General features: G+C 40.7%; 29 protein-coding genes. 23 read left to right on the forward strand and 6 right to left on the reverse strand.

Features of this window, described 5'->3' with window-relative positions:
* Positions 1 to 26 precede the first annotated feature (26 nt).
* Positions 27 to 230 (reverse strand): DUF2536 family protein, encoded by a 204-nt coding sequence (locus tag E2R51_RS01765; RefSeq protein WP_133375309.1) that lies wholly within the window; start codon positions 228 to 230, stop codon positions 27 to 29.
* A 141-nt stretch (positions 231 to 371) separates the two neighbouring features.
* On the opposite strand from E2R51_RS01765, the gene mtnN reads away from it, so the two are divergent.
* A complete protein-coding gene (gene mtnN, locus E2R51_RS01770; RefSeq protein WP_133375310.1) occupies positions 372 to 1,085 on the forward strand; it encodes a 5'-methylthioadenosine/S-adenosylhomocysteine nucleosidase in 714 nt (237 codons plus the stop codon).
* A 4-nt stretch (positions 1,086 to 1,089) separates the two neighbouring features.
* Here mtnN and sigK read toward each other — a convergent pair whose 3' ends face one another.
* The gene (gene sigK / locus E2R51_RS01775) at positions 1,090 to 1,776 is read right to left on the reverse strand and encodes an RNA polymerase sporulation sigma factor SigK (RefSeq protein ID WP_240732978.1); all 687 of its coding nucleotides are present in this window, start codon (positions 1,774 to 1,776) and stop codon (positions 1,090 to 1,092) included.
* A 272-nt stretch (positions 1,777 to 2,048) separates the two neighbouring features.
* Positions 2,049 to 2,588: a CDP-diacylglycerol--serine O-phosphatidyltransferase gene (pssA, locus tag E2R51_RS01780; RefSeq protein WP_240732938.1), complete on the reverse strand. Its 540-nt coding sequence runs from the start codon at positions 2,586 to 2,588 to the stop codon at positions 2,049 to 2,051.
* A 95-nt stretch (positions 2,589 to 2,683) separates the two neighbouring features.
* Here pssA and E2R51_RS01785 point away from each other — a divergent pair, with 95 nt between their 5' ends.
* The gene (locus E2R51_RS01785) at positions 2,684 to 3,454 is read left to right on the forward strand and encodes a phosphatidylserine decarboxylase (RefSeq protein ID WP_165967110.1); all 771 of its coding nucleotides are present in this window, start codon (positions 2,684 to 2,686) and stop codon (positions 3,452 to 3,454) included.
* 9 nt (positions 3,455 to 3,463) lie between these two features.
* Here the strand turns inward: E2R51_RS01785 and sda are convergent, their stop codons facing one another.
* On the reverse strand, positions 3,464 to 3,592 hold the full coding sequence (gene sda / locus E2R51_RS01790; protein WP_133375314.1) for a sporulation histidine kinase inhibitor Sda: 129 nt from the start codon (positions 3,590 to 3,592) through the stop codon (positions 3,464 to 3,466).
* 294 nt (positions 3,593 to 3,886) lie between these two features.
* Between sda and E2R51_RS01795 the strand changes: the two genes are divergently transcribed.
* The 11 genes from E2R51_RS01795 to E2R51_RS01845 all read left to right on the forward strand — a co-directional run bounded on the left by E2R51_RS01795 (position 3,887) and on the right by E2R51_RS01845 (position 12,466).
* Positions 3,887 to 4,411, forward strand: a complete 525-nt coding sequence (locus E2R51_RS01795) for a YqeG family HAD IIIA-type phosphatase (protein WP_240732939.1) — start codon at positions 3,887 to 3,889, stop codon at positions 4,409 to 4,411.
* Positions 4,408 to 5,514 (forward strand): ribosome biogenesis GTPase YqeH, encoded by a 1,107-nt coding sequence (yqeH, locus tag E2R51_RS01800; RefSeq protein ID WP_133375315.1) that lies wholly within the window; start codon positions 4,408 to 4,410, stop codon positions 5,512 to 5,514. The genes E2R51_RS01795 and yqeH overlap by 4 nt, the downstream gene beginning before the upstream one ends.
* Before the next feature lie 10 nt (positions 5,515 to 5,524).
* Complete coding sequence (gene aroE, locus E2R51_RS01805) at positions 5,525 to 6,379, forward strand: shikimate dehydrogenase (RefSeq protein ID WP_483299898.1); 855 nt, start codon at positions 5,525 to 5,527, stop codon at positions 6,377 to 6,379.
* A complete protein-coding gene (yhbY, locus tag E2R51_RS01810; protein WP_133375317.1) occupies positions 6,373 to 6,672 on the forward strand; it encodes a ribosome assembly RNA-binding protein YhbY in 300 nt (99 codons plus the stop codon). Before aroE ends, yhbY begins: the two co-directional genes overlap by 7 nt.
* A gap of 2 nt (positions 6,673 to 6,674) precedes the next feature.
* The gene (locus tag E2R51_RS01815; protein WP_133375318.1) at positions 6,675 to 7,247 is read left to right on the forward strand and encodes a nicotinate-nucleotide adenylyltransferase; all 573 of its coding nucleotides are present in this window, start codon (positions 6,675 to 6,677) and stop codon (positions 7,245 to 7,247) included.
* Positions 7,237 to 7,815 carry a bis(5'-nucleosyl)-tetraphosphatase (symmetrical) YqeK gene (gene yqeK, locus E2R51_RS01820; RefSeq protein WP_133375319.1) on the forward strand — a complete coding sequence of 193 codons (579 nt, stop codon included), beginning with the start codon at positions 7,237 to 7,239 and terminating at the stop codon, positions 7,813 to 7,815. The genes E2R51_RS01815 and yqeK overlap by 11 nt, the downstream gene beginning before the upstream one ends.
* Positions 7,808 to 8,161, forward strand: a complete 354-nt coding sequence (gene rsfS / locus E2R51_RS01825) for a ribosome silencing factor (protein ID WP_133375320.1) — start codon at positions 7,808 to 7,810, stop codon at positions 8,159 to 8,161. Before yqeK ends, rsfS begins: the two co-directional genes overlap by 8 nt.
* Positions 8,161 to 8,910, forward strand: a complete 750-nt coding sequence (locus E2R51_RS01830; protein ID WP_133375321.1) for a class I SAM-dependent DNA methyltransferase — start codon at positions 8,161 to 8,163, stop codon at positions 8,908 to 8,910. The genes rsfS and E2R51_RS01830 overlap by 1 nt, the downstream gene beginning before the upstream one ends.
* A 128-nt stretch (positions 8,911 to 9,038) precedes the next feature.
* Positions 9,039 to 9,659 (forward strand): helix-hairpin-helix domain-containing protein, encoded by a 621-nt coding sequence (locus E2R51_RS01835; RefSeq protein ID WP_133375322.1) that lies wholly within the window; start codon positions 9,039 to 9,041, stop codon positions 9,657 to 9,659.
* 45 nt (positions 9,660 to 9,704) lie between these two features.
* Positions 9,705 to 10,187, forward strand: a complete 483-nt coding sequence (locus E2R51_RS01840; RefSeq protein WP_133375323.1) for a ComE operon protein 2 — start codon at positions 9,705 to 9,707, stop codon at positions 10,185 to 10,187.
* Positions 10,184 to 12,466 carry a DNA internalization-related competence protein ComEC/Rec2 gene (locus tag E2R51_RS01845; RefSeq protein ID WP_133375324.1) on the forward strand — a complete coding sequence of 761 codons (2,283 nt, stop codon included), beginning with the start codon at positions 10,184 to 10,186 and terminating at the stop codon, positions 12,464 to 12,466. The genes E2R51_RS01840 and E2R51_RS01845 overlap by 4 nt, the downstream gene beginning before the upstream one ends.
* Before the next feature lie 89 nt (positions 12,467 to 12,555).
* Here E2R51_RS01845 and E2R51_RS01850 read toward each other — a convergent pair whose 3' ends face one another.
* Positions 12,556 to 12,690 (reverse strand): YqzM family protein, encoded by a 135-nt coding sequence (locus E2R51_RS01850; protein WP_133375325.1) that lies wholly within the window; start codon positions 12,688 to 12,690, stop codon positions 12,556 to 12,558.
* Between the two features lie 307 nt (positions 12,691 to 12,997).
* Here E2R51_RS01850 and holA point away from each other — a divergent pair, with 307 nt between their 5' ends.
* Positions 12,998 to 14,023, forward strand: coding sequence for a DNA polymerase III subunit delta (holA, locus tag E2R51_RS01855; protein WP_133375326.1), 1,026 nt, complete (start codon positions 12,998 to 13,000; stop codon positions 14,021 to 14,023).
* A 36-nt stretch (positions 14,024 to 14,059) separates the two neighbouring features.
* Here holA and rpsT read toward each other — a convergent pair whose 3' ends face one another.
* Positions 14,060 to 14,314, reverse strand: a complete 255-nt coding sequence (gene rpsT / locus E2R51_RS01860; RefSeq protein WP_133375327.1) for a 30S ribosomal protein S20 — start codon at positions 14,312 to 14,314, stop codon at positions 14,060 to 14,062.
* A 311-nt stretch (positions 14,315 to 14,625) separates the two neighbouring features.
* Between rpsT and gpr the strand changes: the two genes are divergently transcribed.
* The 9 genes from gpr (at position 14,626) to prmA (ending at position 26,123) form a co-directional block, all read left to right on the forward strand.
* A complete protein-coding gene (gene gpr / locus E2R51_RS01865; RefSeq protein ID WP_133375328.1) occupies positions 14,626 to 15,696 on the forward strand; it encodes a GPR endopeptidase in 1,071 nt (356 codons plus the stop codon).
* Between the two features lie 87 nt (positions 15,697 to 15,783).
* Positions 15,784 to 16,902 (forward strand): stage II sporulation protein P, encoded by a 1,119-nt coding sequence (locus E2R51_RS01870; RefSeq protein WP_133375329.1) that lies wholly within the window; start codon positions 15,784 to 15,786, stop codon positions 16,900 to 16,902.
* A 90-nt stretch (positions 16,903 to 16,992) separates the two neighbouring features.
* A complete protein-coding gene (gene lepA, locus E2R51_RS01875; protein ID WP_133375330.1) occupies positions 16,993 to 18,822 on the forward strand; it encodes a translation elongation factor 4 in 1,830 nt (609 codons plus the stop codon).
* Between the two features lie 85 nt (positions 18,823 to 18,907).
* The gene (gene hemW / locus E2R51_RS01880) at positions 18,908 to 20,044 is read left to right on the forward strand and encodes a radical SAM family heme chaperone HemW (RefSeq protein ID WP_133375331.1); all 1,137 of its coding nucleotides are present in this window, start codon (positions 18,908 to 18,910) and stop codon (positions 20,042 to 20,044) included.
* A gap of 84 nt (positions 20,045 to 20,128) precedes the next feature.
* The gene (gene hrcA, locus E2R51_RS01885) at positions 20,129 to 21,169 is read left to right on the forward strand and encodes a heat-inducible transcriptional repressor HrcA (RefSeq protein ID WP_133375332.1); all 1,041 of its coding nucleotides are present in this window, start codon (positions 20,129 to 20,131) and stop codon (positions 21,167 to 21,169) included.
* Positions 21,170 to 21,263: 94 nt separating this feature from the next.
* Positions 21,264 to 21,839 carry a nucleotide exchange factor GrpE gene (grpE, locus tag E2R51_RS01890; protein WP_133375333.1) on the forward strand — a complete coding sequence of 192 codons (576 nt, stop codon included), beginning with the start codon at positions 21,264 to 21,266 and terminating at the stop codon, positions 21,837 to 21,839.
* 37 nt (positions 21,840 to 21,876) lie between these two features.
* Complete coding sequence (gene dnaK / locus E2R51_RS01895) at positions 21,877 to 23,709, forward strand: molecular chaperone DnaK (RefSeq protein ID WP_133375334.1); 1,833 nt, start codon at positions 21,877 to 21,879, stop codon at positions 23,707 to 23,709.
* 305 nt (positions 23,710 to 24,014) lie between these two features.
* Entirely contained in the window at positions 24,015 to 25,142 is a 1,128-nt protein-coding gene (dnaJ, locus tag E2R51_RS01900) for a molecular chaperone DnaJ (protein WP_133375335.1), read from the forward strand.
* Between the two features lie 21 nt (positions 25,143 to 25,163).
* A complete protein-coding gene (prmA, locus tag E2R51_RS01905; RefSeq protein WP_133375336.1) occupies positions 25,164 to 26,123 on the forward strand; it encodes a 50S ribosomal protein L11 methyltransferase in 960 nt (319 codons plus the stop codon).

Raw genomic sequence — 26,123 nt, forward strand, 5'->3', positions numbered from 1 at the left:
GAAGGAGCAGCTTTTGCTCCTTCTTTTTATTTGGCTTTGTAGTGAACAGAGGCAGTATAATGCGGCCGTCCTTTTTCATCGATGGCAACTTGATGGGAAACAGCATGAACTTGCAGCATAATCGCCCGGTTCTGGTCGATTTTTATCTGAATTTTTTTCTCAAGATCCTGTAATGAGTGGGACTCATAGAATTCAACCTTATCTTGCAGTATATCTATTTGAAAAGACATCAATCAATTCCTCCTGATAAAATTAGATGGCAAATTTAATTGTATCATGTTCAGCAATAATGAAGAATTGAAAAATGGGGTTTGCTGTGATAAAGTCAAAGAAGTTTTGATGAACTTAATAAGGGTAAGGTGGGAACCAGAATGAAAATTGCTATTATAGGTGCAATGGAGGAAGAAGTGTCATTGCTAAGATCAACGATAACAGATTCAAAAAAGGAAATCGTGGCTAACAGTGAGTTTACAAGCGGCAGAATGAACGATTCGGAAGTAGTACTTGTGAAAAGCGGTATTGGTAAAGTTAATGCGGCAATGACAACAACAATTTTATTGGAACGGTATCAGCCGGACCTAATTATTAATACAGGTTCAGCAGGAGGTTTTGAAGCGTCACTTAATGTCGGGGATGTGGTTATTTCCACTGAAGTGCGGCACCACGATGTAGATGTTACGGCATTTGGATATGAATACGGCCAAGTCCCCCAACTGCCGGCAGCGTTTACTGCTCATCCTTTACTGAGAGAGATTGCTGAGCAGCAAGCCGCCTCAATTGAAGGTATTCAAATAGTAAGCGGATTAATTGCTACAGGTGACTCATTTATGAATGATCCTGAACGAGTAGCTGCCTTAACTGACAAATTTACTAATCTGCAGGCGCTTGAAATGGAAGCAGCTGCAATTGCACAGGTTGCACATCAATACGGCACACCATTTGTCATTATCCGCTCGCTGTCTGATATTGCAGGAAAAGAGTCGGACATCTCATTTGATCAATACCTTGAAAAAGCAGCTGTCAATTCTGCTAATCTTGTAATGGATATTGTGTCAGGCGTCTCTAAATCATCATTTACAGCATAAGAGGTTAAGGATCTTCCGTTAATCGTTCTTCTTGAGAAAACTCGTGGAAAAGCTTCATTAGAGCTCTTTTTTCTATTCGAGATACGTAGCTTCTTGAAATGCCTAATTCTTTGGCGATTTCCCGCTGCGTTTTTTCTTCAAGTCCGTTTAATCCAAATCGCTGTGTAATAACATCTTTTTCTCGGGGTTCAAGTGATTCTATAAACAATCGAACCTTTTCCTGGTTCATTTTTTCGTGGATCAGCTGATCAAGTTCTTCTTCTTCGCCCCGCAGCACATCAATTAAACTGATTGCATTTCCGTCTTTATCTTCTCCGATCGGGTCGTTTAATGATACATCTTTTTTGACCTTTTTTAAGGAGCGTAAAAACATCAATATTTCATTTTCTATACATCTGGCAGCATAAGTGGCGAGCTTAGTTCCTTTATCAAAGGAATAGCTTTCAATGGCCTTAATTAATCCGATTGTTCCAATAGAGATTAAATCTTCATTGGATTCGCCAGTATTTTCAAATTTCTTAACAATATGTGCTACCAGCCTTAAATTATGTTCAATAAGCGTTTTTCTTGCTTCGTCATCTCCTTTTAATGTTTTCTCGATCATTTCTTTTTCTTTTTCCTTAGATAACGGCTGCGGGAACGCATTCTGTTTAAAGTAGCCCATCAGCGCAGTACCGTCGCCGAGAGCCATTAAAAGAGCTAATAACAGACTGGACAAAGTTTGCCCTCCCTTCACTGCGTTTCTTAACTATATGAAGTGGGGAAAGAAAACTTGCTAGTCCACATCAATTATCATGCAGGCGGAATCCCTGAAAAACGGAATCCTGAGGGAAGAAGAAATAACTTAAATCGCTGCAGTGCACGTTGGAGCAGAGTTTGGACTTATTTTATAAACTGATTGAATAATTAGATTATTCTCCTTAAAAAAAAGCCAATTCGCTTTAGAATTGGCTTTAACACGCATTACATTTTTTTTACTTTTAATGGACTTATCATAAGAATAGATAATAAAAAAACAATTGTAATATTCCAGGATAAGGATATTAACGGAGATGCTAAAAAACTTAGTGCCATCAGGCATCCTGCTGCTGTAATGGGAAGCCCTTCAAAAAAACTGGAAGGTTCTTTGCAATTAAAACGGGCTAAACGGTAGGCTCCGCATCCAATATAAAAAATAGCCAGCATCATACCGCTGACACCAAAATCAAGTAATAGTCCATGATAAATTAACAGTGCCGGTGCTACTCCAAACGATACCAGATCACTCATGGAGTCGAGCTGCCTGCCAAGTTCTGATTCAATGCCTAATTTTCTTGCGGCAATGCCGTCAAAACGATCCATAAATGCAGCGATAAAAATAAGGAGTGCAGCTAGAGAAAATTCGCCTGTAGTGGTATAGAGAGCCGCAAAACCGCCAAGAACCAAATTGGAGAGTGTCAAAAGATTCGCGGTCTGTGCTTTGGCTTTTTTAAAGGTGTAATCAATTGCTTGCAAAAATGACACGGGGGTCCTCCTCGTAAAAGTTATAATACATATTGTACCCTTTTTAGTACTTGTTGTTAAGTCCATTATTCATGGAGATACAGGAGGCTTCGTCAATGAAACGTTATATGTACCAGAAATTTGTAGAATTAACGAATAGAAAATGGAGTTCTTCTTTATTAAAAAGATTCACAGCTTCAACGGTCAGTAAATTAATTATACCCTCATATAAAAAAGCTTTTTCGATTTCAGATGACGAGTGGATGAATCCTGAAACAGGATACCAGTCGCTCCAGGATTTCTTTACACGACAAGTGCAGCAGGACAAAAGACCGGTATCTTCAGACGAAAAGAGCATTATCAGTCCGGTAGACGGGACTATTGAGTACGCGGGAACAATAACAGAAAAGGACGAATATGTAGTTAAAGGTATAACCTATTCGATTGAAGATTTGCTTGGGAGTAAAGAGTATGCGAAGGTGTTTAACGGCGGTGAAGTAATGGTATTGTATTTAAGTCCAGCTAATTACCATCGAATTCATTCCCCCGTAACTGGCAAGGTGGGAAGACAGTGGATATTTGGACGCTCTTCTTATCCCGTTAACCATTTTGGCTTAACCTATGGAAAGCAGCCACTGTCCAGAAACTATCGAATGGTCACAGAGGTCATTACTTCAAAAGGACAAATGGCTTTTGTAAAAGTAGGAGCAATGTTTGTAAACTCAATTCACCTGTCAAATACAACAGAGCACTGGCAGCGCGGGGAAGAAGTAGGTTTATTTCGTTTTGGTTCAACCGTCATTATTCTGACTCAAAAAGAAACTATGATCAGGATGAAAGATTCAGGACCCGTAAAAATGGGAGAGGAAATTGGGCGCTTCCGGTAATTATTAATATTAAAGCGATAATGTCATGGATCTGCGCTCTATTGCTTCTTCTATTAGATTAATAAAGTCATCTGACAGATTAAGTCTTTTAGCTTCAGATAAGGCTTCAATGAGTATATGCAGTGGCAGCTTGTCCACTTGACATTCTCCTTTCAATCAATCGTTATTTGTATACTTAGATTAGCAGATCAATATTGAAAGAACAAGCGTTCTCTTATCCACAGCCAGCCGTGGATAAGCTGTGTAAAACTTGTAGATATCTTAATGAATGTCAATCGTTACAATGGTTGAAAATGTCAAAGAGTTATCCACAGTTTTTTATTCTTAGCTGAATTTGTCGAACGATTCTTATCATTCGAACTAATTAAATCGGTTTTGAATTACAGCATTGGATGCTGTATTATTAGTATTTAAAGTTAAAAGAGGTGACGTGTGTTGATAAAGTTATTTTTACCAAACGAATTTGTAGATAGTGTCTTTGAAATTTCCCCTCAAAAACTTAAGGAACAGGGAATAAAAGCGATTATTACAGATCTCGACAATACTTTAGTAGAATGGGACCGAAAAAATGCCACTCCCAGACTTTTAGAATGGCTGGAGTCGATGCAGAAAAATAATATACTTGTTACGATTGTATCCAATAATAATCAGCTTCGTGTTGCTGCTTTTTCTGACCCGATTGGTGTACCGTTTATTTATCACGCGAGAAAACCAAGAGGCAAAGCTTTCAGACAGGCGATTAAGGATATGAATGTAAAAAAAGAAGAGACGGTCGTAATAGGCGACCAGCTGCTGACAGATGTTCTTGGCGGCAACAGAAATAAACTGTATACGATTTTGGTTGTCCCTGTTGCAAAAACAGATGGTTTCTTTACCCGTATAAACCGTCGCATAGAGCGCCGGCTGTTAAAGTTTTTTAAACGTAAGAATATGATCCAGTGGGAGGATACAAAGTGAGTGAAGTAAATGTTGCTTGTATCGGTTGTGGTGTAGCAATTCAAACGGAAGATAAAGAAGCGATTGGCTATGCTCCGCCATCAAGTCTTGAAAAAGATCAAGTCATTTGTCAACGGTGTTTCCGATTAAAGCATTACAATGAAGTCCAGGATGTCGCATTAACAGATGATGATTTTTTAAAGATATTAAATGGTCTGGGCCGTGTGGATGCGCTGATCGTTAAAGTTGTTGACATCGTTGATTTTAATGGCAGTTTTTTACACGGACTTCATCGGTTTGTAGGGAAAAATCCTGTTTTGCTAATCGGAAACAAATCGGATATACTTCCGAAATCTGTAAAACCAAACAAGGTAATAAACTGGATGAAATACGAAGCCAAACAACTTGGCCTTAAACCGGTAGATGTTTTGTTGTGCAGTGCAGAAAAAGGTCATCATATACAAGAGGCGCTGGCGTCAATTGATCATTATCGCAATGGTAAAGATGTATATATTGTGGGCTGTACGAATGTTGGAAAATCCACTTTTATTAATCGGATAATTAAAGAGGTGACAGGTGAAGGAGATGTGATCACTACCTCACAATTCCCCGGCACTACACTTGATATGATTGAAATTCCTCTGGATGATGGACAAGCGATCATCGATACTCCGGGGATTATTAACCGTGACCAAATGGCTCATGTTGTGAATAAAAAAGACTTGAAGCGCGTAATGGCCCGTAAAGAAATGAAGCCGAAGATTTTTCAATTAAATGAAGAACAAACGCTTTTCGTAGGCGGTTTGGCCAGATTTGATTACTTGAGCGGCGGCCGAAAATCATTTACGTGCTATTTTTCCAATGAGTTAGAGCTTCATCGCACGAAGCTTGAAAAAGCAGATGACCTGTATAATCGTCATAGAGGCGAGTTATTATCTCCGCCCCGTGAAGAGGATGTACACAGTTTTCCTGAACTTGTCCGCCATGAATTTACGTTCAAAGAAGAAAAAATGGATATTGTGTATTCTGGTCTGGGCTGGATCACGATTAATGAACCTGGAGCAAAGATCGCAGCATACGCACCAAAAGGTGTAAGTGTACTGGTAAGGAAATCACTTATTTAAACCAGCGGAGGTGAAGCGATTGGCATATTTATTAGGAGTAATTGGAAATCCAATTTCGCAATCCAAGTCGCCGCTCATGCATAATAAATGGTTAGCAGAAGAGGGGCTTGACGGGTACTATCAGGCTTTTGCCATAGAGCTTGAAAAGCTGGAGGAAGCAATCGTCGGGATGAGGGCTTTGGGCATTGATGGATGGAATGTAACGATTCCGTTTAAAGAAGCGATCATGCCTTTTCTTGATGAACTGGATCCAGCAGCTAAAGCGATTGGAGCTGTAAATACAGTAGTCAGAAATGGTGATAAGCTGATTGGCAGAAATACAGACGGGTTAGGATTTGTGCATTCATTACTTGAAAAAAGGTCCGCTGACCAGCTTAACCAGGCATCTGTCTTAATCATTGGAGCTGGAGGGGCTGCTAAAGGCATCTATTATGCTTTGGCACAATATCACCCCGAAAAAATTGTGGTAACCAACCGAACACAGCAAAGAGCTGAAGCGCTGGTTTGTTCAATTTCAGTGCCTTCACCTGGTTTTACCCTTACAATCCATGAAGCTCAAGAAAGGCTTCACGAATTTGATATTATTATTAATACAACCTCTGTAGGTATGATTCCAAATATAAAGGATATGCCATTGGATATTACCAATATAAGCAAAAATGCACTGGCCGCTGACATCATTTATAATCCCCTGGAAACTTCTTTTTTACATGATGCACGGCTTAATGGAGCAGATACTTTAAATGGAGTGGGTATGTTTGTTCATCAGGGAGCTCTCGCTTTCAGCTATTGGACAGGGAAACATCCAAATACAGAGCAGGCAATCAAAACGATCATTCAAGATCAAGGAGGAACAATATGTTAACAGGTAAACAAAAGCGGTATTTACGCTCAGAAGCTCATCATTTATCTCCAATTTTTCAAGTGGGCAAGGGTGGCGTTAATGAAAATATGATTAAACAAATTGGAGAAGCGTTAGAGGCCAGAGAATTGATTAAAGTGAGCATTCTCCAAAATTGCGACCAGGATAAAGATGAAGTGGCATTGGTCATTTCAAAAGGTACACGGGGAGAGATAGTCCAAAAAATCGGGAATACGATCGTCGTGTATAAAGAATCTCGTGAAAATAAAAAACTGGAACTGCCAAAGGTGAAATAAAAATGCCCAAAAAAACGGGTATTCTGGGAGGGACCTTTAATCCGCTTCATATCGGCCATTTGATTATGGCGAACGAGGCTTATCACGCTTTGTCACTCGATGAGGTCAGATTTATGCCAAGCGCAAAACCTCCCCATAAAATAAATCATGCTATTGAATCCAATGAACACAGAATCAATATGGTGCAGCTTGCGATTGAGCATATCCCTTATTTTAAAATTGAGTTAATTGAATTTGAACGCTCGGGCATTTCTTTTACGTATGATACAATAGTACAGTTAAAGAAAAGAGAACCTGAAACTGAATTTTATTTTATCATTGGCGGGGATATGATTGATTATTTACCAAGCTGGTCAAGAATTGATGAACTTGTAAAAGAGGTGCAGTTCGTTGGCATTATGCGTCCCGGTTTTGAAGGAGAAACCAGCTATCCTATTCTAAAGCTGCAGACTCCTTTTATCGATCTTTCTTCTACAGTTATTCGTGAGCGAATTAAAAAGCGCATAGATGTTACTTTCCTGCTCCCTGAGAAGGTTTATAACTATATAACCAAGGAGGAATTATATGAATCGTGAAGAAGCTTTAGCGCATGTAAAAGAGGTTTTGCCGGAACAGAGGTATGTTCATACACTTGGAGTGATCGACACAGCAAAAGCGCTGGCTAAGGCATATGGCGCAAATGTGGAGCACGCGGAGACTGCTGCGATTTTGCATGATATGGCAAAGCATCAGGACAGGGACGCCATGAAAAATCTCATTCAGGAAGAAAATATTGATCCGAGGCTGCTTCTATTCCATCATGAGCTATGGCATGCACCTGTTGGAGCCTATTTAGCCAAAATGACAATGGGTGTGGAATCACAGGATGTCTTAAATGCGATTCGTTTTCATACTACCGGCCGGGCAGAAATGGGTCTTCTGGAGAAGATTATCTATTTAGCAGATTCGATTGAGCCGGGCCGTAAATTCCCTGGTGTTGAATATATAAGAGAAGCAGCTTATAAGGATTTAGATGAAGCGCTAAGACGGGCAGTGAAGCAATCAATCTTATTTTTAATTGAGAAAAAACAGCGCATCTTTCCAGATACACTTGAGTGTTATAATGATCTGATGCTACAAAAGGAGAAAAATAAATATGAATGAAGTTGAATTATTGAAAATTGCTTATACTGCTGCAGATGATAAGCGTGCTGACGATATTGTCGCATTAAACATGAAAGGTATTTCTCTTATAGCGGATTATTTCATCATTTGTCATGGTAATTCTGACAAACAGGTTCAGGCTATTGCAAAAGAGGTAAAGGATCGTGCAGAGGAAGAAGGCTATGCGATCAAACGTATGGAAGGGTATGACGAGGCACGCTGGGTTTTAGTTGACCTTGGGGATGTAGTTGTTCATATTTTCCACCGTGAAGAACGCGATTATTACAAGCTGGAAAAACTCTGGGGAGATGCGCCGCTTGAGGACATGGCGAGCAGCATCAACTGATGAGTTACGGCCGGTTTGCTGAGGTCTACGATCAGCTGATGAAAGATATGCCTTATGACCAGTGGACGCGTTTTTTACTCGAAAAACAAAATGAATTCAATATTACCGGCCGCAGACTCATGGATGTAGGATGCGGTACAGGAGAATGGACGCTGAAAATTGCTCAGGAGGGTTTTGAGGTAACGGGAATTGATCTTTCAGATTCTATGCTGGCAGTAGCCTCTAATAAAGCACAAGAAGCGGGAGTCGCTATTGAATTTTTTCAACAGGATATGGCAGAAGCAAGCGGTTTCGAAGCCTTTGATATTATTACGATTTTTTGTGATTCATTAAATTACCTGGAAACAGAGGATGAAGTTAAAAGCACTTTTCACCATATGCATAAGCTGTTAAACCCAGGTGGCTTGTTTCTATTTGATATACATTCCATTTATAAAATGGATACATTGTTTATCGACCAAAGCTTTACCTATGACGATGGTGAAGTAGCCTATATTTGGAATTCATTTTCGGGGGATCATCCCTACAGTGTGGAACATGAATTGTCTTTTTTTGTCCTTGAAGATGAAGAACGCGACAGCTATATTCGATTCGATGAACTGCATAAGCAAAGAACCTATACGATTCAAACCTATAAAGCGCTGCTTGAAGAGACTGGATTTACTGTCGAAGGAATAACAGCCGATTTTTCACCCTCTTTATCTCCTTCGGATGAAAGTGAACGTATCTTCTTCACCTGTCGCAAGTAAAATTTAGATGAGATACAATCTCATCTTTTTTTTATAATTTTAAAGCATTGTAAGTAATTTTATGAAATAATATGGTCAAGCTCCTTTCTTTTCACAATGCATGAATAGCTCATGGAGGTGTGAAAAGTTTGAAACAATGGCTGCAATTAAACCGGCGGATTTTACTGATTTCCTGTCCGCTTCTTCTCGTTTTCTTTCTCCTTTTTAACCCCTTTAAAAGCGCTTCAACCGAAATTCCCACACCGCTTGCACCCGTTGCAGAACCAATATCCCAAAGTGAAGAATCAGAACCTCTTCCAATTGAAACGAGTCCGCAAATTCAAGTAGATATAAAAGGAAAGGTTCAATCTCCAGGTGTTTATACCGTTGCTGATGGTGACCGCGTAATTGATCTAATCAAGCTTGCCGGAGGAGAAACTGCGGAGGCAGACATGAGAGAGGTCAATTTATCTCAAAAGCTGTATGATGAGATGGTGATCTATATCCCTGCTGAAGGAGAAGAGGTTAAAGCACCTGCTACACAGCCTGGAGCTGCTGCTGCCCCGGGCCAAAAAGTAAAAGTTAATCTTAATTCCGCCGATTCTGATATGCTGCAAACTATACCGGGTATTGGACCTTCTAAAGCTGAAGCTATTCTTGATTACAGGGATACGGTTGGAAGATTTGAAACAATTGAGGATATAAAAAATATTTCCGGCATCGGTGACAAAACCTTTGATAAACTGAAAGAGTCGATTGATGTAAAGTAATAACGATAACGATGCATTGTTCAGAAGAGAAAAGGAGCGAAATAAATGGATAGAATCTCATGGGATCAATATTTTATGGCGCAAAGCCATTTACTGGCACTTAGAAGCACATGCACCAGATTAGCAGTAGGAGCAACAATTGTTCGTGAAAATCGTATAATCGCCGGAGGTTACAACGGGTCAATCGCAGGGGGTACACACTGTATAGACGACGGATGTTATGTAATTGACCATCACTGTGTACGTACCATTCATGCAGAAATGAATGCATTGCTGCAATGTGCAAAATTTGGTGTTCCGACGGAAGGCTCCGAAATCTTTGTTACACACTTCCCGTGTCTTCCTTGTTCCAAGGCTATTATTCAAGCCGGTATCAAAAAGCTATATTATTCAGCTGATTATAAAAATCATCCCTATGCTGTTGAATTATTTAGACAGGCGGAAGTGGAACTTAAGCATGTGCCCTTTAAACCGGAATCCTTAGAACCGTTAATGGAAAAATTACAAACTGAAGAAGGAAATAGATGAAATGGCTTATTCCATGTGCGTTAATGGCTGTTTTGGGTGTTACATTAGCGCACTCCCTATTTTGGGGGCTATTGCTGTTTCCTCTCTATGTCGTTTCATGGATTCGTTATCATCCCTCAAAGAAAGCAATCCTTATTTTAGCTTCCACTTGCCTGTTCTTTTTTCTCCTGACAGAGATTAAACGTTCTCATCACATCACCTTTTTAACAGGTGATGAAAAGGTTCTGCCGCTTCGCATAGTGGAGCCCTTAAAAGTAAAAAACAACACTGCTGCAGCCACAGCTTTAACTGGTAAGGGAGAAAAGATTCAAATTAAGCTCTATCTGGATAAAGAAACTGCTTCAAGTCAGGCAGCCCTCATGACCTCCTCCTGGTGTGATTGGAAAGGAACACTGGAAAAACCCTCCAAAGCCCGAAACCCTCATTTATTTAATTACAATACCTATCTTTGGAATCAAAATATCCATTGGATTTTCACGATAAATCATATGAATGATTTTAATTCCTGTTATCCTTTAACATTAACCTGGAAAGAAAAGCTAAATAAAATAAGAAGCAAGGGTATCGATCATTTGCATGAAACTTTTCCTGATAGGCTGGTGCCTCTTGCGAAGTCATTAATATTCGGTGATCGTGGAGATATGGAGGAGGAGCTGCTTGAAGCTTATCAAAAGCTTGGGGTGATTCACCTTCTGGCAATCTCCGGCATGCATGTTGGCATGATTGTTGGAATGCTGTGGTGGAGTCTGCTGCGGCTAGGGTTTACGAAAGAAAAAGTAAGAATCTATTTACTGTTGTGCCTGCCTTTATACGCAGTTGCGGCTGGTGGATCGCCTCCGGTTATCCGTGCTGTCAGCATGGTTATGGCAATGATCATATTCACCAGTATTGCAAAAAGGATTACTCTTCTTCAGGCGCTTTGTTTTACATTACTTATTCAGCTGCTGCTGAACCCCATGGTCATTTTACAGCCAGGCTTTCAGTTAAGCTATGCAGTCAGCTTTTCTATTCTGGTTTCCGCACCAAAACTTCTGAGAGCCACTTCGCGTATTATTTCTATATTAAAAGTTACCGCCATTTCCCAGTTGGGTGCCTTCCCGGTATTAATTTGGCATTTCCACGAAGTTTCTTCCGCTTCTTTTCTTGCGAATTTATTCTACATTCCGCTTTTTACCCTGTTTTTGCTTCCGTCGCTATTATTGTTATACTTGCTTTCTTTCGTGGCGCCTGGATTTACGTATCAGGCAGCTACGTGGCTTGAGAAGGTTGTAGAACTATTGGATGAACTTACTCATTATCTAAGCGCCTTTCCGTACGCAACAGCAGTTCTCGGCAAACCTTCAACCTGGCTTGTTCTATTTTATCTGCTGTCACTTATTTGGTTTTTCATACGTCTTGAAAAGGGTTTTTCACTTAAAGCAGGTGCCCTCTTTTTAATGATTCTGACGGGAGATTGGCTTTCTTCCCGGTTTAATCCGTGGGGGGCGATTCTTTTTATTGATGTTGGTCAGGGGGACAGTATTCTGATTGATTTGCCATGGGGCAGAGGGACCTATCTGATTGATACGGGAGGAGGAATGAGTTTTGATGAAAATATTAAGCCGTTTTCAGTAGGCCGGGAAATCATCTGGCCCGTTTTGAAAGCCAGGGGAATTACATCAATTGATAAACTTATTCTGACGCACGGCGATTGGGATCACATTGGGGGTACGTTGGACCTGTCTTCTTATATTCATATCGATGAGGTATGGATTTCTCCTAATTCTCATGAAAAAGACTCTGTATTGCCCATTGTAGAAGAGCTTTTTAAAAAGGATATACCTGTAATGGAAAAAAGAGCGCCTTATTCCTGGAATGTGGATACTCATTCCTTTACGCTTATGTATCCAATGGATGAGGTATATGAGGGAAATGATGACTCTCTTGTATTGTGGGGGGACATTGGAGGGTTCACATGGCTGTTTACAGGTGATCTTGAAAAGGAAGGGGAGATTGAGCTTATGGAGCATTTTGGAGTGCATGCAGATGTCTTAAAAGTTGGACACCATGGAAGTCTCACTTCTACTTCTGAGGAGTTTTTGAAGCAGGTCGATCCTGATTATGCTGTTATTTCAGCAGGAGTAAATAATCGTTTTAATCACCCTCATCCTGAAGTAACAGAACGTCTAAAAAAACAGGGAGCCACTGTATTGGGCACACATACAAATGGAGCCATTGAATACCGTTTTTATCGAAATAAAGGAACATTTCGAACGATGTTTCCATACGATGAAGAATAAGCAAGTTATGCCTGATTAAATGCTGTTAATTAAGAGCGCATTAAAATGTGCATGAAAAAAGAGCCAGCTTATGTCTGGCCCTTTCATTGTTAAGATCCTACAAATGATACAATCGTTGCTACAGCAAAGAGTATTGTAAAGAAGCCAAAAGATACAACGAACGCTACACCTGAGTCAATTAAGTCGTTACGTTTTGACTGGACATTCTTTTCAAATTCGTTCATAAATATCCCTCCTAATTCTATTTTAGTATAGAGGATCATAAAAAAAAAATCCATACTTACAAAAGTTTTTTCCTGTCATGGAACCGTTTATCACAAATAGTTCATGATTTTGGGGTGATAATATCAAGTGAGACAGGTGCTCCGCTTTACGGAGGATTTCCTAGGCCCTTCATAAAGCGTTTAAATACCCGCTTGCGTCCTCTTTGGAAGCAGGCGGTTCCCTTTACATATGGTTTGTGCTACTTGTCAAAACCCAAAAAGTTTTTTACGATAAGGGTAGAAGTATGCAGAAACGGAGCGGTAACCGATGATCGTAAAAGAATGGACAGCAATAAAACAAAAAAAATTCGCTCCTGTTTATTTAGTATATGGAGACGAGCCTTTTTTAATTAAAGAAACTAAGCAGCTTCTGCTCTCCAGCTCCATTTTAGAAAATGAAATGGATTTTAATTTCTCCTCCCATGACCTTGAGGACGGATCTACTATCGAACAAGCTATGGAGGATGCAGAAACCTTTCCCTTTATGGGGGAAAGAAGACTGGTGTTTGTACATAACCCATTATTTTTAACAACAGAGAAAAAAAAGGAAAAAGCAGACCAAAATTTAAATTCACTTGAAACTTATCTTGCTTCACCTGCTCCCTATACCATTTTGGTGTTTATTGCACCATATGAAAAACTGGACGAACGAAAAAAAATAACAAAACTTTTGAAAAAGCATTCCACGGTATTAGAAGCGAAAAAACTAAAAGAGCATGATATTCGTACATGGGTGAAGCAGCGTGTAAACCAGACAGGGGTTCAAATAGAAGATGAGGCGGTCAGCAGGGTGATTGAACTGGCCGGAACAAACCTTTTTCTGCTTTCAGGTGAAATTGACAAACTTGCCTTATATGCTTTGGAAACAAGTTTGATTACGGTTGAAATGGTGGACCAGTTAACGGCCAGATCAATTGAACAAAACGTTTTTGACTTAATTGACCGTGCTGTCCACAATAAAATTGATGAAGCACTGCGTCTTTATTATGATTTATTAAAGCAAAAAGAAGAACCATTAAAAATTTTGGCTCTTTTAGCAGGGCAATTCAGATTAATTTACCAGGTGAAAAATCTGACGGCAAAGGGATACGGTCAGCAGCAAATTGCAGCTCAGCTGAAGGTTCATCCCTTTCGGGTAAAGCTTGCCTCTAAGCATGCACAGGTTTTTACCAATCCCAAGCTTTCCAGCATTATGCTGGCCCTGGCTGAAAGTGATTTAGAAATGAAATCTTCAGGCTTTAAGAAAGAAATGTCCATTGAGCTTTTTTTGACAAAACTTCAAAACAGCCAATAAAAAACGACTCTCCAAAAGGAGAGTCGTTTTTTCGTATTATGCGTTTGCTTTTTTCATCAGGCTCGCTTTTTTACGGTCCGCATTGTTTTTGTGGATTAACCCTTTTTGAGCAGCTTTGTCCACTTGTTTAACAGCGCTTGAAAGAAGTTCAGTTTTATTGTCAGCATTTGTTTCAGCAGCAGTTTCAAAACGTTTTACAGCTGTACGCATTGCCGATTTTTGTTGAATATTCTTTGCTTTGCGCGCTTCACTTGTTTTTGTGCGCTTAATAGCAGATTTAATATTTGGCATTCATGTCACCTCCCAAATTGGATCGAGGTTCTATATGACTCGATTTAGCAATTCAAAACCCGCATATGCGAGTTCTAGTACACCCGCCATGCGAATTACTAGTTAAGAACTAAGTGTTACTTTTACATAAGAACAAGGGATATTTTATCAAATGGGGATAGAGATTGCAATAGATGAGAGGCAAAAATAGTGATTATGAGAAAAGAAAATGTCTGGGCAGCCTCACCATATAAAAATATTAGGTTGAATGGAATAAAGCATTTTCGTAAATCCTACCCTAAAAAGCGGAAAGTAGGGATAACGTGATATCGATGAGAACAGATCTTGCGATAGAAGCATTTGAAACTGCAGTTGAAGAACAATTGATTCAAGACCGTCCTGTGGATAATGGCGTGCAGATTACGGAGGATAAAATTGATGATTTTACTTTAAGCAAGGTTGTTATATCAAAAAGTGCAGAGCAGACTCTAGGAAAAAAGGAAGGCCATTATTGGACGCTTGAAGTTCCTCAGCTGAGAACTCAGGATGAAAAATGGCAAAAGATTATTTCTCAGTCCTTGGAAAAAGTAATTCGTCAGTTTCTGCCTCTTTCCCAAGTTTCAGCTGAGGCTCATGTCCTGGTTGTGGGGTTGGGCAACTGGCAAATTACGCCTGATTCATTAGGGCCTCTTGTATGTGAAAATGTTTTTATAACAAATCATCTGTTTCAGTATGAACCCCACGCCGTTCAGGAAGGATTCCGTAAAGTATCGGCAATAGCGCCGGGTGTAATGGGTCTGACAGGAATGGAAACGAGTGATATTATTCATGGGATTGTAGAAAAAGTCAAACCGGAAGCAGTCATCGTTATCGATGCTCTGGCAGCTCGTGCAGTCGAACGCATTCATGCGACAATCCAGATCTCATCCACCGGCATTCAGCCAGGGGCGGGAGTGGGCAATAAAAGAAAAGAAATCAGTTTTGAATCCCTCGGAGTACCTGTTATTTCCCTGGGCATTCCGACCGTAGTAGATGCTGTAACGATCACTCAGGATACATTAAATTACTATTTAAAAACGCTGGGTCAGAAAAAAAGAAATCAGGGAAAACCATCTAACTCTCTTTTGACTAGTGCTTTGCCTGGTTCAAGAAAACTAACCGAAGATGACCAGCCTTCTGAAGAAGAACGAAAACTTTATTTAGGAATGATGGGTGAGCTTGAAGAAGATGAAAAACGTCAATTATTGGAAGAGGTGTTAGCGCCGCTCGGCCATAATTTAATTGTAACACCAAAAGATACAGACTTATTTATGGAGCAGGCAGCCAATGTAATTGCCATGGCGATTAACAGTGCCTTGCATGCCAGTCTTTCAAACGGACAGGGAACGACTGTCACACACTAAGAATTGCGCAAAAAATTATTACGGTTCTTTCCTTTCTCTCACTGCATAGATTTTATATGAGTCATAAATGTGAGGTGAAGAGAAACGATGAAACGAACTAAGATGATTCCAGTAGAACCTATCCTATCTAAAACAGTTTATTCCATTGTACGTACTACAGTATTGCTCTTGTCGTTAACACTCACAGCCATCTGCATGCCTCATATTCTTTCCTGGTCGAAAAGCCATACAGTAGACTGGCCCAGTGAAATCCCGTTGTCCTGGACAAAGGCTTTTGTACAGATGGAGTCTTCCTCCATTACGCCAAATGAACCGTCTGTCCTGCAGGGCTGGGCAGGTGCGATGAAATTGAAGGCGACAGACCCCACCAAGTGGCTGACGATGGAGGGAGTATTTTTTGACCGTTCCGTAGCGTTTGCGCAAACTTCCGGGGATGCTCTATTTCCTGAGCCTTCAGAGTCCGTTCCTCCTACAGAATGGTTTTTAAATGGAGAGGAAGACGAAGCGCTTGAAGCGGAAACTGAATTAAAGGAAAGCCCGGCTTCTTCTGTCATTGTGCCGAATAAGGTGCTCTTGTATTTTACCCATTCAAGAGAGTCTTATCTTCCTTATCTGCCTGATACAAAAGATCCGAATAAAGCCCATCACTCTAAAGTGAATATTACCCAAATGGGGCCGGTCATAAAAACAGCGTTGGAGAAGCGAGGGGTCGGAGCAGTCATTGACGATACCGATATTGTTGGAAATTTAAAAAAGCAGGGGATGGACTATACAGAAGCGTATGATGAGTCCAGAAAAGTCGTTCAAAAGGTTATGAACGACACTCCGCAAATTTCATATCTGGTTGATGTTCACCGTGACTCTGCAAGACGAAATGTTACAGCGCTTGAATATAAAGGAAAGTCATATGCGAGGGTTGCACTGGTTGTGGGAGGAGAACACGCCCAAAGTGACAAAAATCTGGCCTTAGCGAAAACGGTTCATGAAAAATTAAATGAAAAGATTCCTGGTTTATCAAGGGATGTGTATGTAAAAGAAGGAGCAGGGACCAACGGCAAATATAATCAGGATTTGTCGACAAAAGCCATGCTTCTTGAGCTTGGCGGTGTGGATAACACCATGGAAGAGATACAGTTGTCTGCCGAACTGTTTGCCGATGTGCTTTCTGAAATTGTTTTAGAGGCAGAAGCGGTAAGTCAGCCCTGATTGACGCGATCAGTGCATTGAAACGTTGCTTCCAACCTGTTATACTGTATGCTAGCAGAATTGCGTCGAAAAAACAGGAGTGGACATGGAATGAATCAAGAGCAACGATCAAACAGACAAAAAAACATCCGGAATTTTTCTATTATTGCCCATATTGACCATGGGAAATCAACATTAGCTGACCGGATTCTTGAAAAAACAAAAGCGTTAACATCCAGAGAAATGAAAGCTCAGCTATTAGACTCGATGGACCTTGAGCGTGAGCGGGGCATCACCATTAAACTAAATGCGGTACAGCTTAAGTACCAGGCGAAAAATGGAGAAGAATATACTTTTCATTTGATTGATACACCAGGTCATGTCGATTTCACCTATGAAGTATCAAGAAGCCTGGCTGCTTGTGAGGGAGCCATTCTTGTTGTTGATGCAGCACAAGGAATTGAAGCGCAAACCTTGGCCAATGTTTATTTGGCTTTAGATAATGACCTTGAAATATTGCCGGTTATTAACAAAATTGACCTTCCAGCTGCTGATCCGGAACGTGTCAGGCAGGAGGTTGAAGATGTGATTGGACTGGATGCCTCAGAGGCAGTTCTTGCTTCGGCGAAAGCTGGAATCGGCATAGAAGAAATCCTTGAGCAGATAGTAGAAAAGGTGCCAGCTCCCGTTGGCGATCCTGAAGCTCCGCTTAAAGCATTGATATTTGATTCCTTGTACGATCCGTACCGCGGTGTAGTTGCCTATATTCGAATTGTTGAAGGTAAAGTGAAGCCTGGAGATAAGATCCGGATGATGGCAACAGGGAAAGAATTTGAAGTAAATGACATCGGTGTGTTTACACCGAAGGCAACGTCCCAGGAAGAGTTGACCGTCGGAGATGTTGGGTATCTAACAGCGGCTATAAAAAATGTCGGAGACACACGTGTAGGGGATACCATTACTAGTGCTGTCAACCCAACAGAAGAAGCACTGCCCGGATATCGTAAATTGAATCCAATGGTTTATTGCGGATTATATCCAATCGATACTGCCCGTTATGTGGATTTAAGGGAAGCGTTGGAAAAACTTGAATTAAACGACTCAGCCCTTCAATTTGAGCCGGAGACCTCTCAAGCGCTTGGTTTTGGGTTCCGCTGCGGATTCCTTGGACTTCTCCATATGGAAATCATTCAAGAGAGAATTGAGCGGGAATTTAAAATTGATTTGATTACTACTGCACCAAGTGTTATTTACGATGTGCATCTCGCAGACGGCACACAAATGATGGTCGATAATCCTTCTATGATGCCTGATGCACAATCGATAAATCATGTAGAAGAGCCCTATGTAAAAGCAACAATAATGGTGCCAAACGATTATGTTGGTGCTGTTATGGAACTTTCACAGGCAAAGCGCGGCAATTTCATCGATATGCAGTACATGGATGATTCACGCGTTAATGTAGTATATGAAATACCGCTGGCAGAAATCGTCTATGATTTCTTCGACCAGTTGAAATCAGGTACAAAAGGATATGCATCATTTGACTACGAATTGATCGGTTACCGTGAATCGAAACTGGTAAAAATGGATATTCTTCTTAATGCTGAAAAGGTGGATGCGTTAAGTTTTATTGTTCATAATGAATTTGCTTATGAACGAGGCAAGCTGATTGTTGAGAAGCTTAAGGACTTGATTCCCAGACAGCAGTTTGAAGTGCCTATTCAAGCAGCAGTAGGACAGAAAATAGTTGCCAGATCCACGATAAAAGCAATGCGCAAAAATGTTTTGGCGAAGTGTTACGGAGGAGATATTTCTCGTAAACGAAAACTACTCGAAAAACAAAAAGCGGGTAAAAAACGCATGAAAATGGTAGGATCAGTAGAAGTGCCGCAGGAAGCTTTTATGGCGGTACTGCAAATGGATGATTCAGAAAAGTAAAATGGATAAAATAAGGTAAAAACGGGGAGAGTGCTTCTTGCAGAAGCGATACTCATCCCCTTTTTGCATGAAAAGAGGTGGAACCATGACAACTGCAGCTTATATTCATATTCCTTTTTGCCATCATATCTGCCATTACTGTGATTTCAATAAAGTATTTATGAAGAATCAGCCGGTTGATTTATACATCGAAAAGTTAATTCAGGAAATAAAGCAGCGTGTCACGGCTGTTCAAAAACCGTTTACAAGTATTTTTGTCGGTGGAGGAACTCCTACTGCGCTTGACGCTCAACAGCTGGAGCAGCTATGTTCGGGGATCGCTGAATATTTGCCATTTAGCGACACAATGGAATATACCTTTGAAGCGAATCCGGGCGACTTGTCCAAGGACAAAATAGACGTTCTTCGCAAATACGGAGTAAACCGCTTAAGCTTTGGCGTCCAGTCCTTTAATGATGAGCTTCTGCACAAGATTGGTCGAAATCACCGTTCTGAAGACGTGTATCGATCCATTCAGGATGCCAGGACTGCGGGATTTGAAAACATAAGCATCGATTTAATCTACTCCTTACCAACTCAAACATTGAAGGATTTTGAAGAAACGATTGATAAAGCGCTTGCGCTGGGTCTTCCCCATTATTCGGGCTACTCCCTTATCGTTGAACCTAAAACCGTATTTTATAATTTAATGAGAAAAGGAAAACTGCCGCTGCCTGGTGAAGAAACGGAAGCGCAAATGTATGAATTGCTTATGAAAAAAATGGCTGAGCATGGTTTGGCACAGTATGAAATCAGTAATTTTGCCAAGTCTGGATTTGAAAGCAGGCACAATCTTGTGTATTGGGATAATGCGGAATACTTTGGGTTTGGTGCCGGAGCCCACGGCTATATAGATGGAGTACGATATTCCAATATAGGCGTGGTGTCAAAATACATGGAGCCCATTGAAAAAGGTGTTAAACCAACAATGCATGAGCACACTGTTTTAAAAAACGAAATGATGGAAGAAGAAATGTTTCTCGGGCTTAGAAAGACCGAAGGAGTATCGATCAGTCACTTCCGCCAAAAGTATCAAGTGGACCCGCTTGATCTATTTAAGGATTCAATTGAAGAAATGAAGGAAAGAAAGCTGCTGGAGCAGGATAGAGATTCCCTACGCCTGACCCATCAAGGCCGGTTTTTAGGGAATGAAGTTTTTCAATCATTTATTGGTGTGATCTAACTGATTGACAGGAATACGCTGATTTGATAAGTTAATGTTAGATTTAGCACTCAAGCTTACAGAGTGCTAACAGGGGTGATGAGCGTGTTAACTGATCGACAATTACTTATCTTGCAAGTAATCATTGATGACTTTATTCGTTCTGCTCAGCCTGTAGGATCGAGAAGTCTTTCAAAGAAAAGTGAAATTCAATATAGTTCGGCTACAGTCAGAAATGAAATGTCTGACTTGGAAGAGATGGGTTTTATTGAAAAAACTCATACCTCCTCCGGCCGTGTTCCTTCTGAGAAGGGATATCGTTTTTATGTAGATCACTTGCTTTCTCCACAGGCACTGCAGCAGCAGGATATTTCACAAATTCATTCGATTTTTGCAGAAAGAATTTTTGAGATGGAAAATATTGTGCAGCGCTCTGCGAAAATCTTATCGGAATTGACTAATTATACATCGATTGTACTGGGCCCTAACCTTCAGGAAAACAGGGTGAAGAAGGTCCAAATCGTCCCGCTGTCAGAGGGGACAGCCATTGCCATTATTGTCACAGATACCGGCCATGTTGAAAACAGGCGTTTCTCTCTTCCTAACGGGATGAATGCAGATGAAATTGAAAAAATGGTGCGGGTATTAAATGACCGGCTGGTTGGAACACCGCTTATGGATCTTCATGACCGCCTGTATCAGGAAATGGCTAACCTGCTAAAACGCCGGATCGCAAATTATGATCTGATGCTGCAGGCATTTGCTGAAATCATGAACGTTCCAATACATGACAAGCTGTTTTTTGGTGGAAAGATGAACATGTTGAATCAGCCTGAATTCAGTGATATTGAAAAACTCCGTTTATTAATGGACATGATTGAACGGGAAGAAAATCTTTATAAGCTGATCCGCCCGAGCGAAGGGGTAGGCATACAGGTGAAAATCGGCAAAGAAAATGATAATATTGCAATGGAAAATTGCAGTTTAATTACAGCAACTTTTCCTGTTGCCAGCGGGCAGCGGGGTTCTCTTGCTATATTAGGCCCGACCAGAATGGAATATTCGCGTGTGATCAGTTTACTGAATGTTATTAGCACTGATTTATCAAAAGCGTTATCAAGCCTGTATGAAGAATCAGAGGAATAATGTTCATGCGATGTTTTGAACATACTAAATGGGGGAAAAGGCACTTGGGTTGCTGGTATACTGTTTTTTTGATTATTTCAAGGAGGTGAAACAAATGTCAGAGAAAGAAACAACGAAAGAACAAGAAAATGTTGATAAAAGCACAGCTGAAAAAGAAACAGAAACTGTTCAAGCAGAAGCTGCAGAAGCATCTCAAGCCGAAGAAGGTCAGGGTAATGAGGTAACTGCTGAAAAAGAATGGGAAGCAAAAGCTGAAGAAGCTGAAAACCGTTATTTGCGTCTTCGCGCTGATTTTGATAATTATCGCCGCCGAATTCAAAAAGAAGGTGAAGCGAAAGAAAAGTACCGTGCTCAAAGCCTGATCACGAACATCTTGCCTGCACTGGATAATTTCGAGCGAGCGCTTAATATAGAGGTATCAGATGACCAAAATGGATCTTTTCTTAAAGGAATGCAAATGGTTCATACAAGCTTGCTGGATGCATTAAAAGCTGAAGGCCTTGAAGTGATTGAGTCAGTTGGCCAGCAATTTGATCCGCATCTTCATCAAGCTGTCATGCAGGTTTCTGAAGAAGGTGTTGATTCCAATACTGTAGTAGAGGAATTCCAAAAGGGATACCGCTTGAAAGATCGCGTTATCCGTCCATCCATGGTAAAAGTAAACGAATAATTTCGTTACATATTCATAAATAGGAGGTAATTTTAACATGAGTAAAATTATTGGTATTGATTTAGGTACAACGAACTCTTGTGTTTCTGTATTAGAAGGCGGAGAACCAAAAGTAATTGCTAACCCGGAAGGCAATCGTACATCTCCTTCTGTAGTAGCATTTAAAAACGGTGAAAAACAAGTTGGGGAAGTGGCGAAACGTCAAGCGATCACGAACCCTAACACGATCATGTCTATTAAAAGACATATGGGCACCAATCATACAGTAGAAGTTGATGGCAAAAAATATTCTCCTCAGGAAATTTCAGCAATGATTCTTCAATACATGAAATCATATGCAGAAAGCTATCTTGGTGAAGAAGTGACGAAAGCTGTTGTTACAGTTCCTGCCTATTTCAATGATGCAGAACGTCAAGCAACAAAAGATGCTGGTAAAATTGCTGGTCTTGAAGTAGAACGCATTATTAATGAGCCTACTGCAGCAGCATTAGCTTACGGCTTAGATAAAATGGATCAGGATCAAACGATCTTAGTATATGACCTTGGCGGCGGTACGTTTGATGTATCGATTCTTGAGCTTGGCGACGGCGTATTTGAAGTGCGCTCGACGGCTGGCGATAACAGACTGGGCGGAGATGACTTTGACCAGGTTATCATCAATCATCTTGTTGCAGAGTTTAAAAAAGACAATGGCATTGATCTTTCAAAAGACAAAATGGCGTTGCAGCGCTTAAAAGATGCAGCAGAAAAAGCGAAAAAAGATTTGTCAGGTGTTTCATCTACACAAATTTCATTGCCATTTATCACTGCTGGAGAAGCAGGACCACTGCATTTAGAGCTTACTCTATCTCGCGCCAAGTTCGATGAGCTTTCTTCAAGTCTTGTAGAACGTACAATGGGACCAACTCGTCAGGCGATTAAAGATGCCGGTCTTTCTGCATCTGAAATTGATAAAGTAATTCTTGTGGGCGGTTCAACGCGTATCCCGGCAGTACAGGAAGCAATTCGCAAAGAAACAGGAAAAGAACCGTCACAAGGCGTTAACCCTGATGAAGTAGTAGCAATGGGAGCTGCGATCCAAGGTGGAGTTCTTACAGGTGACGTTAAAGATGTAGTTCTTCTTGACGTAACACCATTATCACTTGGTATCGAAACGATGGGCGGCGTATCAACTAAGCTAATTGAGCGCAATACAACAATCCCAACATCAAAATCTCAAACGTTCTCAACGGCTGCTGACAATCAAAATGCAGTAGATATTCACGTGCTGCAAGGTGAACGTCCAATGGCTTCTGATAATAAAACGCTTGGCCGCTTCCAACTGGGTGATATCCCGCCGGCACCGCGAGGCGTACCGCAAATCGAAGTTACGTTTGACATCGATAAAAACGGTATTGTTAATGTAAGCGCGAAGGATCTTGGCACAGGTAAAGAACAGCAAATTACGATCAAATCTTCAACTGGTTTATCTGATGATGAAATCGAACGTATGGTTCAGGAAGCTGAAGAAAATGCTGAAGCGGATAAAGCGCGTAAAGAAGAAGTTGAAATCCGCAATGAAGCTGACCAGCTTGTTTTCCAAACGGATAAAACGCTTAAAGACCTTGGTGAAAATGTTGATGAAGAAGAAAAGAATAAAGCAGAAGCAGCTCGTGATGAGTTGAAAGAAGCGATTGAAAAAAATGAACTTGAAGAAATCAAGACTAAGAAAGATGCTCTTCAGGAAATCATTCAGGCATTAACGATGAAAATGTATGAAGAAGCTGCAAAAAAAGCTGAAGCTGAACAAGGAGCTGCTGGCGATGCCGGATCTAAAGATGATGACGTTGTCGATGCAGACTTTGAAGAGGTAGATGACGAAAAGAAATAAGTAACCAAAATGTCTTGAGAAAAGTCAAAGTCACGATAGCCATGACTTTGGCTTTTTCTCTGTGGAGCAAAAAAAGTGTTCTCTGGATAATATAAATAAACAGTTTTATTTAAAAAGATAATCATGCATGCTTTGAGACTGAGATGCTGTTTTCAAAAAAGATTTGACTGAACGATAAGAATGTGTGCTGAGGAAATAACAATGTTGGATTTTTCAGATTATTTCCTTTTGATGATTAGTCATTGTACATGAGACTGTGGTAGTGATAAAATAACCTTCATGTAAAAGGACCGGGAGTGTATAAAATGAGTAAAAGAGATTTTTATGAAGTTCTAGGAGTGTCAGAAGGTGCTTCAAAAGAAGAAATAAAAAAAGCGTATCGACGCCTGTCAAAAAAATATCATCCGGACATCAATAAAGACGAGGATGCAGGAGATAAATTTAAAGAGATAAAAGATGCTTATGAAACATTAAGTGACGAACAAAAACGTGCTCATTATGATCAATTTGGCCATGCTGATCCAAATCAGGGATTTGGTGGCGGAGGAGCAGGATTTGATGGCTTCGGCGGCTTTGAAGATATATTCAGTTCCTTCTTCGGTGGCGGAGGAGGCGGAAGACGCCGTGATCCAAACGCCCCGCGTCAAGGGAATGACTTGCAGTATACAATGACGATTACATTTAATGAAGCGGTATTTGGGAAAGAAACCGAGATTGAGATACCGCGTGAAGAAACATGTGAAACATGTGACGGCAGCGGTGCTAAACCAGGTACCAAGCCGGAAACATGTCACCACTGTAAGGGAGCAGGACAGGTTAATGTGGAACAGCAAACTCCATTTGGCCGTATTGTGAATCGCAGAGTCTGTCATTACTGTGAAGGTTCCGGGAAAATTGTTAAAGATAAATGCACAACATGCAGCGGAGCAGGCAAAGTGAAAAAACGCAAAAAAATTCATGTTAAAATCCCTGCCGGAGTGGATGACGGTCAGCAAATGCGTGTAGGCGGGCAAGGAGAACCAGGCGTAAACGGCGGACCTCATGGCGATCTTTATGTGGTATTCAGAGTAAGAGCACATGAAATATTTGAGCGTGACGGAGATGATATCTTCCTGGATATGCCAATTACCTTTGCTCAGGCTGCTCTTGGGGATGAACTTGAAGTGCCGACTATTCATGGAAAAGTAAAATGGAAGCTGCCAGCAGGCACTCAATCCGGAACAGCTTTCAGACTTAAAGGAAAAGGTGTTAAGAATGTACATGGTTATGGTACAGGTGATCAGAATATCCGTGTTAAAGTAATTACACCGAAGAAACTTACTGAAAAACAAAAAGAAATTTTACGAGAATTTGCTGATATAAGCGGTGATGTGCCGGATGAGCAGCATGATGGTTTTTTTGATAAAGTGAAACGCGCATTTAAGGGTGAGTAAATGAGGAATGGAGTTGGTGGAATGAAATGGTCGGAGATTAGCATTCATACAACAAACGAGGCGATTGAGCCGATTTCAAATATATTGCATGAAGCAGGAGCCAGTGGTGTTGTTATCGAAGACCCTAAAGAGCTTACCAAGGAACGTATTGATAAGTTCGGGGAAATCTACCAACTCGATCCTGATGATTACCCTGATACCGGTGTTATTGTAAAAGCATACATTTCTGTAAATAGTTTCTTAGGGGAAACAGTTGACGGGATTAAACAAGCGATTTCGAATCTTGTGACCTTTGATATCGATATTGGGAAAAACAAAGTGGAAATAAGCGAGGTAAATGAAGAGGAATGGGCCACAGCCTGGAAAAAATATTATAACCCGGTAAAAATCTCTTCGACTTTTACCATTGTTCCGACTTGGGAGGACTATACCCCTGTCTCCAGCGATGAGCTTATTATCGAACTGGACCCGGGGATGGCCTTTGGAACAGGCACACACCCTACAACTGTTATGTGTATTCAGGCATTAGAGCGGACAGTAAAAGAAGGCGACCGGGTAATTGATGTAGGAACAGGTTCAGGTGTGTTAAGTATTGCTTCTGCATTACTTAAAGCGGGTCAAATTCGGGCTTTGGATCTTGATGATGTGGCTGTGACAGCAGCCCGTCAAAATATTGAATTAAATGGTGTTTCAAACCAGGTTTCTGTTCAGCAGGGCAATCTGTTAAATGAACAAACTGAGCAGGCAGAAGTTATTGTAGCTAATATTCTGGCTGAAGTTATTATGTTATTTGTAGATGATGCTTACAAGCTGGTCAAACCGGGAGGAACCTTTATTACTTCAGGCATTATCCAGCAAAAAAAACAGCTTGTTAAAGAAGGGCTCATTTCGTCAGGTTTTGAGATTGAAGAAGTCGTAACGATGGAAGACTGGGTAGCAATAATCGCTAAAAAACCGCTGGAAGCTCAGGCAGGCGAATAG

Source organism: Jeotgalibacillus sp. S-D1 (assembly GCF_004358665.1).
Lineage (GTDB): Bacteria > Bacillota > Bacilli > Bacillales > Jeotgalibacillaceae > Jeotgalibacillus.